The sequence below is a fragment of the Teichococcus aestuarii genome, from assembly GCF_042651065.1.
Taxonomy (GTDB): domain Bacteria; phylum Pseudomonadota; class Alphaproteobacteria; order Acetobacterales; family Acetobacteraceae; genus Pseudoroseomonas; species Pseudoroseomonas aestuarii.
On the sequence record NZ_JBHSCH010000013.1, the window covers coordinates 64,689 to 79,139 of the forward strand.

Genomic DNA, 14,451 nt, shown 5'->3' on the forward strand with positions numbered 1-14,451 from the left:
GGAGAGCGGCGGGCCGTCGCCCGCCGGCCCTGGCGGCATGGCGGGGGACGCCCCATGTGAGGCGGCGATGTGCGCCCTCTCCCGTCGCGCGGCCATCACGGCCGCTGCCGCCCTCCCCGCCCTCGCCGTGCTGCCGCCCGCGCGGAGCCAGGCGCAGCCGGCTTCCCCACCCCCTGCCGCGCCCGCCGCCCTGCCGGCGGAGAAGCCGCTGTTCGGCGCCAGTCTCTGGACGCTGCCGAACGGGCTGACCGTGGTGCATGCCGAGAACCGGCGCGCGCCGGTGGTGGCGCACTACGTGTTCTACAGCGTCGGCGCCGGCGAGGACCCGGCCGGCAAGTCCGGCCTCGCCCATTTCCTTGAGCACATGATGTTCAAGGGCAGCCCGAATGTGCCTTCCGGCGCCTTCTCCCGCCGCGTGGCGCGGGAGGGCGGGCAGGACAACGCCTTCACCTCGCGCGACGTCACCGCCTATCACCAGCATGTGGAGGCCACCCGCCTCGCCCTGGTGGCGGGCATGGAGGCGGACCGCATGGCCAGCGCCCTGTTCCCGGCCGACGAGATCGAGGCCGAGCGGCAGGTGGTGCAGGAGGAACGGCGCCAGCGCGTGGAGAGCACCGCGCGCGGCCGCTTCCGCGAGGACTGGGATGCCGCCTTCTGGGGCCGCCAGCACTGGCGCGGCCGGCCGCTGATCGGCTGGCCCGAGGACATCGCCAGCCTCTCGCGCGGCGACATGCTGGAATTCTTCCGCACCTACTACACCCCCGCCAACGCCACGCTGGTGGTGACCGGCGCCATCGGCCGCGAGGCGCTGGAGAAGCTGGCGGTGGCCGATTACGGCGGCATCCAGGGCCGCCCCGCCCCCTACGACAAGGGCCGCCGCAACCGCGCCCCCGCCCCCGACGCCCCGCGCGAGGAGCGGCTGATGCGCCGCGACCCCACGGTGCAGGAGGCCGCCTTCCTGCGCGGCTGGGTGGCCCCCACCCTGACCGGCGCCACGCCGAGCGAGCACGCCTACCCGCTGGAGGTGCTCTCCCACCTGCTGGGCGGCGGCCAGGGCTCCCGCCTGCACGAGGCGCTGGTGCAGAGCGGCCTCGCCGTCTCCGCCGGCTGCGGCTACGACGGGGATGCCATCGGCGTGGGCAATCTGGAGCTGTTCGTCACCCCCCGCCGCGAGACCACCACGGCGAAGCTGGAGGAGGCGGTCGGCGCCTGCATCGGCACGCTGCTGGAGAAGGGCGTGACCGAGGCGGAGGTGGCCCGCTCCATCCGCCAGCTCACCGCCGGCACGCTGCTGGCGCTGGACAGTCTGGGCACCGCGCCGCGCATCCTGGGCGGCGCGCTCGCCACCGGCCTGCCGCTGGAGGCCATCGAGTACTGGCCCGCCCGCATCCGCGCCGTGACGCGCGCCCAGGTGGAGGCGGCGGCCCGCGCCGTGCTGGCCCGCCCCTCGATGAGCGGCTGGCTGCTGCCGGAGGGCGCGGCATGAGCGCCGACCCGAACGCCCCCGGCTTCTCGCTGCCCATCCAGGTGGTGGAGGGCGGTGGCTTCACCGCCTGGCTGGCCGAGGACCATTCGGTGCCGGTGGTCAGCCTCGCCTGGTCCTGGCCCGGCGGCGCCTCGCTCGACCCCAAGGGGCAGGAGGGCGCCTCGGCGCTCGCCGCCGCGCTGATGACCGAGGGCGCCGGCGACCTCTCCGCCCTGGCCTTCGCCGATGCGCTGCGCGACGAGGGCATCGGCCTCGACTTCAGCGCCTCGCGCGACAGCTTCGACGGCAGCCTGCGCGCCCTCGCCCCCGCCCTGCCGCAGGCGGTGCGCCTCGCCCGGCTGGCGATGACGGCGCCCACCCTGGCCGAGCCGGACGTGGCGCGGCTGCGCGCCCGCGCCATCGCCCGCGCCCGGCAGTCGCTGGAAGGGCCGCGCGGCCGTGGCGCCCGCGCCTTCTGGGCCGCCGGCTACCCCGACCATCCCGCCGGCCGCCCCTCCGGCGGCACGGAGGAAAGCCTGGCCGCGCTGACGGTGGAGCAGCTCCGCGCCGCGCTGGGCCGCCATCTGCGCCGTGGCCCCCAGGGCCGGGAGGGGCTGCTGGTGGCTGCCTCCGGCGCCATCACCGCGGCGGAGCTGGCCGCGCTGCTGCCCGAGCTGCTGGGCGCCCTGCCGGAAGGCGCGCCGCCCGCGCCGCCGCCGCTGCCGGATTTCCGCCAGTTCGGCACCCAGGTGGTGCCGGTGGCCTCGCCGCAATCCTTCGTGCTGTTCGGCCAGCCCGGCCTCCCGGTGGACGACCCGGACTGGGAGGCGGCGCAGGTGGTGCTGCGCATCCTGGCCGGCGGCGGCTTCACCGCCCGCCTCACCCGCAGCATCCGCGAGGAGCGGGGCCTGACCTACGGCATCGGCGCCGGGCTCGACGTGCTGTTCGGCCAGAGCGTGCTGGCCGGCTCCTGCGCCACGGTCAATGCGCGGGTGGCCGAGCTGCTCGGCGTGCTGCGCGCCGAGTGGAAGCGCATGGCCGAGCAGGGCCCGACGGCGGAGGAGATGGAGGAGGCGGTGGCCTACATGACCGGCAGCCAGCCGCTCCAGTTCACCGACAGCCGCCGAATCGCCGCCACCCTGCTGGCGATGCGCCGCAACGGCCGCCCGCTGGACTGGCTGGAGCGCCGCCCCGCCCGCCTGGCCGCCATCAGCCGCGATCAGGCGACGAAACTCGCGGCCCGCCTGCTCGTTCCCGGTCAGCTTTCCGTGACGGTGGCAGGCCAGCCAGAGGGGCTGTAGCGTAGGTGTCCGGCAAGGGGCTTTGACACCCCCGGGTGACACTCTAGCCTGCGTTCACGGAGTGAACTGGGGACCGACTGCATGACGCTTTCCGCGCGCGAGACCGCCTGGGCCCGGATCCATTCGCTGGCCCAGCGGCCCGGCGCCGGATCGATCCGGACCCTGTTCGACGCCGACCCGGAGCGCTTCCAGCGCTTCCACCGCAAGGCCTGCGGCATCCTGCTCGACATGTCCAAGACCTCGATCGATTCCGAGGTGCTGGCGGCGCTGCTGGAGCTGGCGCAGGCCTCCCAGGTGACGGCGCGGCGCGACGCCATGGCGGCCGGCCAGATCGTCAACCAGACCGAGCAGCGCGCCGTGCTGCACATGGCGCTGCGGGCGCCGCGCAGCGCCGGCTTCCGCGCCGCCCTGCCCGAGGGCGGCTACGAGGATGCCAGCGCCTCGGTGGAGGAGACGCTGGAGCGGATGCGGCAGTTCACCCGCGCCATCCACACCGGCGACATTCGCGGCGCCACCGGCGAGACCTTCACCGATGTCATCAACATCGGCATCGGCGGCTCCGACCTCGGCCCCTTCATGGCCAGCCGGGCGCTCTGGACGGTCCGCTCGCCGATGCGGCCGCTCTACCTGGCCAATGCCGACGCGCACAACTGGGAGGCCATCCGCCCCCGGCTGAACCCGCACCGCACCCTGATGCTGGTGGCCAGCAAGACCTTCACCACCGCCGAGACCATGGCCAATGCCCGGGTGGTGCGCGGCTGGCTGGAGCGCAACCTGGGCGAGGCCGGCGCGCGCCGGCACATGGCCGCCCTCTCCACCAACCACGAGGCCACCTCGGCCTTCGGCATCATGCCGGACCGGGTGTTCGGCTTCCACGACTGGGTCGGCGGGCGCTTCTCCCTGTGGTCGGCGATCGGCCTTTCCATCGCGCTGGGCTGCGGCTGGGACGAGTTCTCGCAGCTGCTGGCCGGCGCCCGCTCGATGGACGAGCACTTCCTCACCGCGCCGCCCGAGCAGAACCTGCCGCTGCTGCTGGCGCTCATCACCGCCTGGCACGTCAACGGGCTGGGGCTGAAGGCGCATGCCATCCTGCCCTACGACCACCGCCTCTCCCGCTTCCCGGCGCATCTGCAGCAGCTGGAGATGGAGAGCCTGGGCAAGCGTGTCACCCTGGCCGGCGAGCCGGTGCGGCACGACACCGGCCCGGTGATCTTCGGCGAGCCGGGCACCAACGCGCAGCACTCCTTCATGCAGCTGCTGCACCAGGGCACCACCCCCGTGCCGGCCGATTTCGTGCTGGTGGCCAACCCGAACCACCCCTATGCCGACAACCACCGCCTGCTGCTGGCCAACGGCCTGGCCCAGGCCGAGGCCCTGCTGCGCGGCCGCACCGAGGCGGAGGTGACCGCCGAGATGCGGAAGGCCGGCACCCCGGCCGAGGAGATCGCCCGGCTGCTGCCGCACCGCCTCTTCCCCGGCGACCGGCCGAGCACCACCCTGCTGCTGGACCGGCTGGACGCCTACACGCTGGGCCAGCTCGTGGCGCTCTACGAGCACAAGGTGTTCTGCCTCGGCGCGCTGTGGGACATCGACGCCTTCGACCAGTGGGGGGTGGAGCTGGGCAAGCAGCTCGCCAAGTCGATCCTGCCGGAGCTGGAGCCGGCGGGCCGCGTGGGCGAGCACGACCCCTCCACGGCGGGGCTGATCGCGCGCATCCGCGACATGCAGGGCAACCCGAACTGAGGCGGCGCCGGGGGAACGCCCTTCCCCGGCCGGCAATCCGGCGGCTCTTTTCCGGCAGCGTTTCCGGGCGCGGCTGCGGCGCCGCCCGCCGGGCTGCGCTATAAGCCCGGGCATGGACCGCATCCGCCTTCTCTCCGCCACCACGGCCGACCGCATCGCCGCCGGCGAAGTGGTCGAGCGCCCCGCCGCCGCCGTGAAGGAGCTGGTGGAGAACGCGCTCGACGCCGGCGCCCGCCGCATCCATGTGGCGCTGGAGGGAGGCGGCACCGGGCGCATCCTGGTGGAGGATGACGGCGCCGGCATGTCGCCGGCCGATCTCGCCCTCTGCGTCGAGCGGCACGCCACCTCCAAGCTGCCGGAGGAGGCGGCGCTGTTCCGCATCGCCACGCTGGGCTTCCGCGGCGAGGCGCTACCCTCGATCGGCGCCGTGGCGCGGCTCTGCATCACCAGCCGCCCGCAGGGGGGCGAGGCGCACCAGATCACCGTCGAAGGGGGCGCCAAGGGCGAGGTGCGGCCCGCCGCCGGCGCCCCGGGCACGCGCGTCGAGGTGCGGGACCTGTTCTACGCCACCCCCGCCCGCCGCAAGTTCCTCAAGACCCCCGGCACCGAGGCGGGGCACGCGGTGGAGGCGGTACGCCGCCTGGCGCTGGCCTGGCCGGAGGTGGCCTTCCGCGTGGAGCTGGAGGGGCGCGCCGTGCTGAACCTGGCGCCGGCCGACCGCGCCGGGCGCCTCGCCGCCGTGCTGGGGCCGGATTTCGCCGCCGCCGCCGTGCCGGTGGGCGGCGCCTCCTGGGAGGCGCTGACGCTCGACGGCATGGCCGCCCTGCCCGGCCTGACCCGCCCCACCGCGGCCGAGCAGCACCTCGTCGTCAACCGCCGCCCCGTGCGGGACCCGCTGCTGCGCGCCGCGCTGCGCGTGGCCTACCGCGACCTCATCGCCAGCGGGCGGCACCCGGTGGCGGCGCTGTTCATCGACCTCCCCCCCGAGATGGTGGATGTGAACGTCCACCCGATGAAGACCGAGCTGCGCTTCCGCGAGGCCGGCGCGGTGCGCGGCGCGCTGATCTCGGCGCTGCGCCGAGCGCTGGCGGTGGGCGCCGGGACCACGGGCGCCGTGGTGGAGGAGGAAGGGGCGGAAGGCGGCGCCCCTCCGCCCGCCGCGCCCTGGCCTTCCGCCGGCGGGCGGCCGGAGCCCTTTCAGCCCGGCTTCGCCGAGGCGGAGCCGGGCTTCGCCGGGCCGCGCGCGCACGGCTTCTCCTGGCAGCCCGGGCTGCGCCTGCCCGCGCCGCGCCCCGCCTTCCCCGCCCCTGTTGCCGGCGCCGCGCCCGCCCCCCTTCCGCCAGCGGCGGCGGAAGGCCCGCTCGGCCGCCCCGTGGCGCAGCTGATGGAGACCTACGTCCTGGCCGAGGCGCCGGATGGGGCGCTGATCCTGGTGGACCAGCACGCGGCGCATGAGCGGCTGACGCACGAGGCCTTCAAGGCGCAGCTGCTGGAGGGGCAGGTGCGCAGCCAGCCCCTGCTGCTGCCCGCCGTGGTGGAGCTGGCGCCGCTGGAATGCGGCCGCCTGCTGGAGGCCGTCCCCGCCCTGGAGCGGCTCGGGCTGGAGCTGGAGGGCTTCGGCCCCGGCGCGGTGCTGGTGCGCGCCCTGCCTGCCCTGCTCGGCAACCCCGACCCCGCGCCCCTGCTGCGCGACCTCTGCGCCGAGCTGGCCGAGTGGGAGGAGAGCACGGCGCTGGAGCGGCGGCTGGATGCCGCCATCGCGCGGCTGGCCTGCCATGGCTCGATCCGCGCCGGGCGGCGGCTGAACCCGGCCGAGATGGACGCCCTGCTGCGGCAGATGGAGGCCACGCCGCGCGCCTCCACCTGCAGCCATGGCCGCCCCACCTGGCTGCGCTTCGGCAAGGCGGAGTTCGAGAAGCTGTTCGGTCGGCGGTGAGGCCGCTCAGCCCGCACCCGGCAGCGGCCGGTAGGGCAGCGGCGCGAAGCGCGTGGCGTGCCAGGAGACCTCCCGCCAGACATCCTGGCGCAGATAGGGGTCCTCCGCCCACCAGCCCTGGGCCGCCGCCACGGAAGGGTGCGCGGTGATGGCCACCGAGCCCACCATCCGCCCGCCCGGCGCGTCCAGGATGGCGCCGCCCAGCGCCAGCAGCCCCGCCCGCGCCGCCGGCTCCACCCGGGCGAAATGCGCCTCGCGCGCCGCCAGGCGCCGCGCCGGTGCCGCCTCGTCCCGCCCATCCCAGGCGATGGCGATGGTGTGGGTGAGCTGCTCCGGCGCCGGCTCCGCCGGCAGGGGGCGCCAGGGCAGCGGGGCGAGGCGGAACACATGCACCGCATGGCTCTGCCAGACCCCTTCCTGCCGGAAGGGCTCGGCCTCCAGGTAGCGCTCCAGCGCCTCGGGCCGCAGCAGCATCAGCGAGCCCTGGTATTGCCCCGCCGCATCCTGCAGCGGCACCCCGGCGAGCAGCTCCCCCGCCGCCGCCATCGGCCCGATCAGCGCCAGATGCGCCGCGCGCGCCGCGCCGATCCGCGACGCCGCATCCACGGCCGCCCGCGCCAGCACCAGCCGGCATTCCGTCATCGCCCTTCCTCCCGCACCGGATCTCTGGCGGCCATGCTGCGCCAGGCGCGCCGCGCTGCCCAGGGCCGGAACGGGACCCGCCGCGGCGCGGCATGCGAATCGGCCTCCGGCCTTGCCGCGCGGGCCGGGCATGGCTATACCCCCGCCTCTTCCCGCGCGTCCGGGCCTGTAGGGCATGCCCGGCCGCGGTTCCGTGTCCGCCTCTCCGGAGGCAGGGCGCTTCAGGACCAGGAGTACCGAAATGCCCAAGATGAAGACGAAGTCGAGCGTCAAGAAGCGGTTCACGCTGACGGCGACCGGCAAGGTGAAGGCTGGCGCCGGCAACAAGCGCCACATGCTGACCGCCAAGACCAACAAGATGAAGCGGCAGAACCGCGGCACCTACGTGCTGGACAAGCAGGATGGTGACACGGTGAAGCAGTGGATGCCGTACGGTTCGGCCCGGTAAGACAGAGGATCTGAACCATGGCTCGTGTTAAGCGCGGCGTCGCCGCCCACGCCCGTCACAAGAAGGTCCTCAAGCTCGCCAAGGGCTATGTCGGCCGTTCCTCCAAGGCCTACCGCCCCGCGCTCGAGCGCGTCGAGAAGGCCCTGCAGTACGCCTACCGCGACCGCCGCGTTAAGAAGCGCGAGTTCCGCGGCCTGTGGATCCAGCGCATCAATGCCGCGACCCGCGAGCATGGCCTGACCTACTCGAAGTTCATCGCCGGCCTGAAGGCCGCGAACATCGAGCTGGACCGCAAGGTGCTGGCCGCCATCGCCTTCGAGGACTCCGCCGCGTTTGGCGCCCTGGTCGAGAAGGCCAAGGCGGCGCTGCCGGCTTCGGCCGAGGCGTGATCTCCGCCCCCTCCTGAGGGGGCTGCGATGACCGAGCCGCCGCCGCCCTGGGCTTCCAGGGCGTCCGGCGGCTCTTTTCGTATCGGCGCATCCGAGACGCGCCAGGCACGGACGGGACGATACCATGACGGATGATCTCGCCACCCTGCAGGCGGAGACCGAGGCCGCGCTGGCCGCCGCCGCCGACCTCCGCGCGCTGGACGCGGTGCGGGTGGGCACGCTGGGCAAGAGCGGCGCGCTGACTGCGCTGCTGAAGGGGCTGGGCGCCGTGCCCGCCGATCAGCGCAAGGAGCGCGGCGCCGCCGTGAACCGGCTGAAGGCCACGCTGGAGGCCGCCATCGAGGCGCGCCGCGTGGCGCTCGACGCCGCCGCCCTGGAGGCGCGCCTCGCCGCCGAGCGGCTGGACGTGACGCTGCCGCCCCGCCCCTTCCCGCCCGCCGGCGCCGAGCAGGGGGCCATCCACCCCATCGCCCGCACCATCGAGGAGATCGTGGCGATCTTCGGCGCCATGGGCTTTGCCCTGGCCGAGGGGCCGGATATCGAGGGCGACTGGTACAATTTCGGCGCGCTGAACATCCCCGACCACCACCCGGCGCGGCAGGACCACGACACCTTCTACGTCCCCGCCGGCCCGGATGGCCGCCGCCCCGTGCTGCGCACCCACACCAGCCCGGTGCAGATCCGCACCATGCTGGGGCAAGAGCCGCCGATCCGCGTCATCGTCCCCGGCCGCACCTGGCGCGCCGACCATGACGCGACGCACAGCCCGATGTTCCACCAGGTGGAGGGGCTGGTGATCGACCGCGGTATCACTCTTGGCCACCTGAAGGGCTGCCTGGTCGATTTCCTGCGCGCCTTCTTCGGCATCAGCGACCTGCCGGTGCGCTTCCGCGCCTCCTACTTCCCCTTCACCGAGCCCTCGATGGAGGTGGATATCGGCTGGAACCGCAAGACCGGCGAGCTGGGCAAGGGCGGCGACTGGCTGGAGATCCTCGGCTCCGGCATGGTCCACCCGCGCGTGCTGGCCAATTGCGGCATCGACCCGCGCGAGTTCCAGGGCTTCGCCTTCGGCATGGGTATCGAGCGCATCACCATGCTCAAGCACGGCATCCCGGACCTGCGCCCCTTCTATGAGAGCGACGTGCGCTGGCTGCGCCACTACGGCACCAGCCCCCTCTCCCCCGCCACCCTGGCCGAAGGGGTCTGAGCGATGAAGTTCTCTGTCAGCTGGCTGAAGCAGCATCTGGAGACGGATGCTTCGCTGGAGCAGATCACCGCCGCCCTCAACACCATCGGCCTGGAGGTCGAGGGGGTGGAGGATCGGGGCGCGGCGCTCGCGCCCTTCCGCATCGCCCATGTGGTCGAGGCGGTGCAGCACCTGAACGCCGACCGCCTGCGCGCCTGCACCGTCGATGTGGGGGATGGCGTGCTCCGCTCCGTCGTCTGCGGCGCGCCGAATGCCCGCACCGGCATGAAGGCCGTGCTCGGCCTGCCCGGCGCCTATGTGCCCGGCACCGGCATCACGCTGAAGGTGGGCGAGATCCGCGGCGTGAAGAGCGAGGGCATGATGTGCTCCTCGCGCGAGCTGGGCCTCGGCGACGACCATGAGGGCATCATCGACCTGCCGGCCGACGCGCCGGTGGGCGTGCCCTACGCCACCTGGGCGGGGCTGGACGACCCGGTGGTGGAGATCTCCATCACCCCCAACCGGGGCGACGCGCTCTCCATCCGCGGTATCGCCCGCGACCTCGCCGCCGCCGGCCTCGGCACGCTGAAGCCCTTCGCAGCCGAGCCGGTGCCGGGGGTCTATCCCTCGCCGCTGCGCTGGGTGGTAGAGGATACGGTGGCCTGCCCCTGGGTGCTCGGCCGCGCCGTGCGGGGCGTGAGGAACGGTCCCTCGCCGAAATGGCTGCAGGACCGGCTGGTCTCCATCGGCCTGCGCCCGATCAACGCGCTGGTGGACATCACCAACTTCTTCACCTTCGACCTCGGCCGCCCGCTGCACGTCTTCGACGTGGCCAAGGTGAAGGGCGATGCCCTGTTCCTCCGCCCCGGCCACGCCGGCGAGACCTTCCTGGCGCTGAACGGCAAGGAGGTGGCGGTCACGCCGGAGGATCTGGTGATCGCCGATGCCGAGGCGGTGGAAAGCCTCGCCGGCATCATGGGCGGCGAGCATTCCGGCTCGGACGAGGGCACCACCGAGGTGTTCATCGAATGCGCCCTGTTCGACCCGGTGCGGATCGCCCTCTCCGGCCGCCGGCATGAGCTGCGCTCCGATGCCCGCCAGCGCTTCGAGCGCGGCATCGACCCGGCGCTGCTGCCCGATGCGCTGGAGGCGGCCACGGCCATGGTCATCGCCCTCTGCGGCGGCGAGGCCTCCGAGGTGACGCAGGCCGGGGCGGAGCCGATGTGGCGGCGTCAGGCCAGCCTGCGCTTCGAGCGCATCGCCGGCCTCGGCGGCGCCGACATCGATGCCGACACGGCGGTGGCCACGCTGGAGCGCCTCGGCTTCGGCGTGGTGGCGCGGGATGCGGCGCGGGTGACGGTCTCCGTCCCCTCCTGGCGCAACGACGTCGCCGCCCAGGGCAGCCTGACCCAGGCGCCCGGCCTGCCGGCGGAGCGCGCCCAGGCCGCCGCCGAGGGCTGCGCCGCCATCGAGCCGGAATGCGACCTGCTGGAGGAGGTGCTGCGCATCCACGGGCTGGACCGCATCCCGGCCGTGTCGCTGCCCGTCGCCTCCCCCGTGCCGCGCCCCGCGCTGACGCCGAAGCAGGCCCGCGCCGTGCTGGCCCGCCGCACGCTGGCCGCGCGGGGGATGCTGGACTGCGTCTCCTTCGGCTTCCTCGACAGCCGCGTGGCGGCCCGCTTCGGCGACACGCCCGCCGCGCTGCGGCTGGAGAACCCGATCGCCGCCGATCTGGACCAGATGCGCCCCACCCCCGTGGCGAGCCTGGCCCTGGCCGCCGCCCGCAACGCCGCGCGCGGCTATCCGGACGTGGCGCTGTGCGAGCTGGGCGCCGCCTACCGCGACATCACGCCCGAGGGGCAGCTCACCGTGGCCGCCGGCCTGCGCCTGGGCGAGACGCCGCGCCACTGGGCTGCCCCCGCCCGCGCCGTGGACGCGATGGACGCCAAGGGCGACGCGCTGGCCGTGCTGGCGGCGCTCGGCGTGCCGATGGCGGCGCTCTCCGTCACCACCGACGCCCCCGGCTACTACCACCCCGGCCGCTCCGGCGTGGTGCGGCAGGGGCCGAAGGTGGTGCTGGCGCAGTTCGGCGAGCTGCACCCGAAGCTGCGCGAGGAGCTCGGCCTCGCCGGCCCGGCGGTGGCCTTCGAGGTGTTCCTCGACGCCATCCCCGAGCCGAAGCGCAAGAAGAAGGCGGTGCCGGACCTGCCCGCCTTCCAGCCGCTGAAGCGGGACTTCGCCTTCCTGGTGGACACCGGCGTGCCGGCGGAGAACCTGCTCCGCGCCGCGCGCGGGGCGGAGCGGACGCTGATCACGGATGTGGCGCTGTTCGACCGCTACGCCGGCGAGAAGCTGCCCGAGGGCAAGGTCTCGCTGGCGCTGGAGGTGACGCTGCAGCCGCGCGAGGCCAGCCTGACCGATGCCGAGATCGAGGCGGTGGGGGCGAAGATCGTCGCCGCCGTGGCCAAGGCGACCGGCGCCACGCTGCGCGGGTGAGAAGCAAGGGCGGGGGAAGGAATTCCCCCGCGCCCCCATCTTCTTTCTGCGAGTCAGGCCAGAACGAAGAAGGACGCGGCGGGCCTTCATTTCGGCGGCCATGCGGGGCATATGGCGCAGCATGATCCCGTTCCGGAAGATGCACGGGCTGGGCAATGACTTCGTCATCGTCGATGCCCGCCCCGCCCCGCTGCCGCTGGCCCCCACGCGCATCGCCGCGCTGTCGGACCGTCATTACGGCATCGGCTGCGACCAGTTCATCACCCTGGAGACGGCCGGGGCGGGCGCCGACGTGTTCATGCGCATCCACAACCCGGACGGCTCCGAGGCCGGCGCCTGCGGCAACGCCACGCGCTGCGTTGCCCACCTGCTGATGGCCGAGACGGGGCGGGAGCGGGTGGTGGTCCGCACCATCCGCGGCGACCTGCCCTGCGAGCGCCTGCCGGACGGCCCCCACGGAACCGACTGGGTCCGCGCCGACATGGGCCCGCCCCTGCTCGGCTGGCGGGAGGTGCCGCTGGCGGCCGAGATGGACACGCTGCACCTGCCGATGGACCTCGGCGCCGTCGCCGACCCCGCCGCCTGCTCGATGGGCAACCCGCACGCCACCTTCTTCGTCCCCGAGCTGGACGCCATCGACTGGCGCGCCCTCGGCCCGGTGGCCGAGCACCACGGGCTGCTGCCGGAGCGCGCCAATATCGGCTTCGCGCAGGTGCTGGCGCCGGACCACATCCGCGTCGCCATCTGGGAGCGCGGCGCGGGGCCGACCCTGGCCTGCGGCTCCGGCGCCTGCGCCACGCTGGTCAACGCGCACCGGCGGGGCCTGGCCGGCCGCCGCGCCCGGGTCGAGCTGCCCGGCGGCACGCTGGCGATGGAATGGCGGCTGGATGGGCATGTGCTGATGGCCGGCCCCGTGGCCACCGCCTTCGAGGGCCGCTTCGACCCGCAGGCCTTCCCGGGATGAATGCCCGCCCGCCGGAGGCAGCCGGCGCGCCGGCCGAGGATCTCTCCGCCGGGCCGGTGCGGGTGCTCAGCTTCGGCTGCCGGCTGAACACCTATGAGAGCGTGGCGATGCGCGAGCTGGCGCTGCGGGCGGGGCATGAAGGCGCCATCCTGGTCAACACCTGCGCCGTCACCGCCGAGGCGGAGAAGCAGGCGCGCAAGGCCATCCGCCGCGCCGCGCGGGAGAACCCGGGCGCGCCGATCCTGGTCACCGGCTGCGCCGCGCAGATCGCCCCCGATTCCTGGGCGGCGCTGCCGGGCGTCGCGCGCGTCATCGGCAACGCCGACAAGCTGAAGCCGGAGGCCTGGGCCCCCGCCGCGCCGCCCGCCCCCGTTTCCGACGTCATGGCCGCCACTGAGACGGCGGCGCATCTCGTCACCGAATTCGCCGGGCGGGCGCGGGCCTTCGTGCAGGTGCAGCAGGGCTGCGACCACCGCTGCACCTTCTGCGTCATCCCCTATGGGCGCGGCCCTTCCCGCTCCGTGCCGGTGGGCGCCATCGTGGCGCAGGTGCGGGCGGTGCTGGAGGCCGGCTACCGCGAGGTGGTGCTGACGGGGGTGGACATCGCCAGCTACGGCACCGACCTTCCGGGGCGGCCGCCGCTCGGGCAGATGGTGCGCCGCCTGCTGGCCCTGGTGCCGGAGCTGCCGCGGCTGCGCCTCTCCTCGCTCGACCCGGCGGCGATGGACGAGGATCTCTGGCGCCTGCTGGCGGAGGAACCCCGGCTGATGCCGCACCTGCACCTCTCCCTGCAACACGGGGCGGAGCTGATGCTGAAGCGCATGCGCCGCCGCCACGGCCGGACGGAGGCGCTGGCCTGCGCCCGCCGCGCGCAGGCGCTGCGCCCGGGCCTCGCCCTCGGCGCCGACCTCATCGCCGGCTTCCCGACCGAGACCGAGGAACACTTCGCCGAGATGCTGGCGCTGGTGGAGGAGGCGGGGCTGACCTTCCTGCATGTCTTCCCCTATTCCGAGCGGCCGGGCACGCCCGCCGCGCGGATGCCGCAGCTGCCGGTGCCGCTGCGCCGGGAGCGCGCCGCCCGGCTGCGCGCCGCCGGCGCCGAGGCCGCCCTGCGCTTCTACAACGCCCGTCTTGCATTCGCCCGTCTGGGACAGGAGGAATCGGTGCTGCTGGAAAGTCCCGATCGTGGCCATACCGAGCATTTCGCCCCGCTGCGCCTGAAGGGCGCCGCGGGCCATCATGGCGCCGTGCTGCGCGCCCGCGTCACCGCCGCCGGGCCGGACGGCCTGCTGGCCGAGGTGGCCTGAGGCATGGCACTGCGTGACCTGTGGGCCCGCCTGACGGGCCGTGAGAAGGACAAGGCGGCCGAGGACGCGGCGGCGCCCGCGCCCGAGATGGAGCCCGGGCACCCCGAGGCCCTGCCCGAGCCTGCCCCGCCCGAGCCTGCCCCGCCCGAGCCCACCCCTTCCGAGCCTGCTTCGATCAGGCCTGCCTCGGCTGAGCCGCCCGCCCCGGAAGCCCCTTTGGCCGCCGATGAGGCCGAGCCGGAGCTTCCGCCGCCCGCCCACACCCATCCGGCGGTGATGGCGCCCGCGCCGGAGGGCACGCGCAGCCCGCCGCCCGAAGGGCTGGAAGCGCCAGAGGATGCGCCGGCCGGCCGCCTGCCGGAAGCCGCCGGCGCCGTGGCCCCGCCCGAGACGCGCTCGCCGCAGCCGTCGGACCTGGCCGGCCTGCCGCCGGGTCATCTGCCGCCGGGTCATCTGCCGCCGGGCGACCTGCCCGCCACGCCGCCCCCGCTTTGGCGGAGGATGCCATCCTGGCCGCCGATGGCGCCCGGCTGCGGCTGCACCACCGCGCCCCGCCGGAGGGCAGGCCCGTGCG

Annotated in this window: 11 protein-coding genes and 1 pseudogene; 11 read left to right on the forward strand and 1 reads right to left on the reverse strand. The window is 74.6% G+C overall.

Annotated elements, in window-relative coordinates; translation table 11 throughout:
* The first annotated feature begins 67 nt into the window (after positions 1 to 67).
* The 4 genes from ACFOY6_RS07940 (at position 68) to mutL (ending at position 6,445) form a co-directional block, all read left to right on the forward strand.
* Positions 68 to 1,486, forward strand: a complete 1,419-nt coding sequence (locus tag ACFOY6_RS07940) for a M16 family metallopeptidase (protein ID WP_379650015.1) — start codon at positions 68 to 70, stop codon at positions 1,484 to 1,486.
* Complete coding sequence (locus ACFOY6_RS07945; protein WP_379632643.1) at positions 1,483 to 2,766, forward strand: M16 family metallopeptidase; 1,284 nt, start codon at positions 1,483 to 1,485, stop codon at positions 2,764 to 2,766. Before ACFOY6_RS07940 ends, ACFOY6_RS07945 begins: the two co-directional genes overlap by 4 nt.
* Positions 2,767 to 2,847: 81 nt before the next feature.
* Complete coding sequence (pgi, locus tag ACFOY6_RS07950; RefSeq protein ID WP_379650017.1) at positions 2,848 to 4,509, forward strand: glucose-6-phosphate isomerase; 1,662 nt, start codon at positions 2,848 to 2,850, stop codon at positions 4,507 to 4,509.
* A 112-nt stretch (positions 4,510 to 4,621) separates the two neighbouring features.
* Positions 4,622 to 6,445 (forward strand): DNA mismatch repair endonuclease MutL, encoded by a 1,824-nt coding sequence (gene mutL, locus ACFOY6_RS07955; RefSeq protein WP_379650019.1) that lies wholly within the window; start codon positions 4,622 to 4,624, stop codon positions 6,443 to 6,445.
* 6 nt (positions 6,446 to 6,451) lie between these two features.
* Here mutL and ACFOY6_RS07960 read toward each other — a convergent pair whose 3' ends face one another.
* The gene (locus ACFOY6_RS07960) at positions 6,452 to 7,087 is read right to left on the reverse strand and encodes a YciI family protein (RefSeq protein ID WP_379650021.1); all 636 of its coding nucleotides are present in this window, start codon (positions 7,085 to 7,087) and stop codon (positions 6,452 to 6,454) included.
* A 241-nt stretch (positions 7,088 to 7,328) separates the two neighbouring features.
* Here ACFOY6_RS07960 and rpmI point away from each other — a divergent pair, with 241 nt between their 5' ends.
* The 7 genes and pseudogenes from rpmI to ACFOY6_RS07995 all read left to right on the forward strand — a co-directional run.
* Positions 7,329 to 7,535 (forward strand): 50S ribosomal protein L35, encoded by a 207-nt coding sequence (gene rpmI / locus ACFOY6_RS07965; RefSeq protein WP_109516758.1) that lies wholly within the window; start codon positions 7,329 to 7,331, stop codon positions 7,533 to 7,535.
* A 17-nt stretch (positions 7,536 to 7,552) separates the two neighbouring features.
* Entirely contained in the window at positions 7,553 to 7,924 is a 372-nt protein-coding gene (rplT, locus tag ACFOY6_RS07970; RefSeq protein WP_109516757.1) for a 50S ribosomal protein L20, read from the forward strand.
* Positions 7,925 to 8,048: 124 nt separating this feature from the next.
* Entirely contained in the window at positions 8,049 to 9,131 is a 1,083-nt protein-coding gene (gene pheS / locus ACFOY6_RS07975; protein WP_379650023.1) for a phenylalanine--tRNA ligase subunit alpha, read from the forward strand.
* A gap of 3 nt (positions 9,132 to 9,134) precedes the next feature.
* The gene (gene pheT, locus ACFOY6_RS07980) at positions 9,135 to 11,606 is read left to right on the forward strand and encodes a phenylalanine--tRNA ligase subunit beta (protein ID WP_379650025.1); all 2,472 of its coding nucleotides are present in this window, start codon (positions 9,135 to 9,137) and stop codon (positions 11,604 to 11,606) included.
* A gap of 121 nt (positions 11,607 to 11,727) precedes the next feature.
* Positions 11,728 to 12,570 carry a diaminopimelate epimerase gene (gene dapF / locus ACFOY6_RS07985; protein ID WP_379650027.1) on the forward strand — a complete coding sequence of 281 codons (843 nt, stop codon included), beginning with the start codon at positions 11,728 to 11,730 and terminating at the stop codon, positions 12,568 to 12,570.
* A gap of 107 nt (positions 12,571 to 12,677) precedes the next feature.
* Positions 12,678 to 13,877 carry a tRNA (N(6)-L-threonylcarbamoyladenosine(37)-C(2))-methylthiotransferase MtaB gene (gene mtaB / locus ACFOY6_RS07990; RefSeq protein ID WP_379635901.1) on the forward strand — a complete coding sequence of 400 codons (1,200 nt, stop codon included), beginning with the start codon at positions 12,678 to 12,680 and terminating at the stop codon, positions 13,875 to 13,877.
* Between the two features lie 3 nt (positions 13,878 to 13,880).
* A pseudogene (locus ACFOY6_RS07995) lies at positions 13,881 to 14,451 on the forward strand (hypothetical protein); the annotation flags it as partial.

Excerpts from the sequence above, each read along its gene's own strand:
- ACFOY6_RS07960 (WP_379650021.1), bottom strand. The coding sequence starts at position 7,087 with ATGACGGAATGCCGGCTGGTGCTGGCGCGGGCGGCCGTGGATGCGGCG.
- pheT (WP_379650025.1), top strand. The coding sequence starts at position 9,135 with ATGAAGTTCTCTGTCAGCTGGCTGAAGCAGCATCTGGAGACGGATGCT.
- dapF (WP_379650027.1), top strand. The coding sequence starts at position 11,728 with ATGATCCCGTTCCGGAAGATGCACGGGCTGGGCAATGACTTCGTCATC.
- ACFOY6_RS07945 (WP_379632643.1), top strand. The coding sequence starts at position 1,483 with ATGAGCGCCGACCCGAACGCCCCCGGCTTCTCGCTGCCCATCCAGGTG.
- ACFOY6_RS07940 (WP_379650015.1), top strand. The coding sequence starts at position 68 with ATGTGCGCCCTCTCCCGTCGCGCGGCCATCACGGCCGCTGCCGCCCTC.
- mutL (WP_379650019.1), top strand. The coding sequence starts at position 4,622 with ATGGACCGCATCCGCCTTCTCTCCGCCACCACGGCCGACCGCATCGCC.
- pgi (WP_379650017.1), top strand. The coding sequence starts at position 2,848 with ATGACGCTTTCCGCGCGCGAGACCGCCTGGGCCCGGATCCATTCGCTG.
- rpmI (WP_109516758.1), top strand. The coding sequence starts at position 7,329 with ATGCCCAAGATGAAGACGAAGTCGAGCGTCAAGAAGCGGTTCACGCTG.
- mtaB (WP_379635901.1), top strand. The coding sequence starts at position 12,678 with ATGCGCGAGCTGGCGCTGCGGGCGGGGCATGAAGGCGCCATCCTGGTC.
- rplT (WP_109516757.1), top strand. The coding sequence starts at position 7,553 with ATGGCTCGTGTTAAGCGCGGCGTCGCCGCCCACGCCCGTCACAAGAAG.
- pheS (WP_379650023.1), top strand. The coding sequence starts at position 8,049 with ATGACGGATGATCTCGCCACCCTGCAGGCGGAGACCGAGGCCGCGCTG.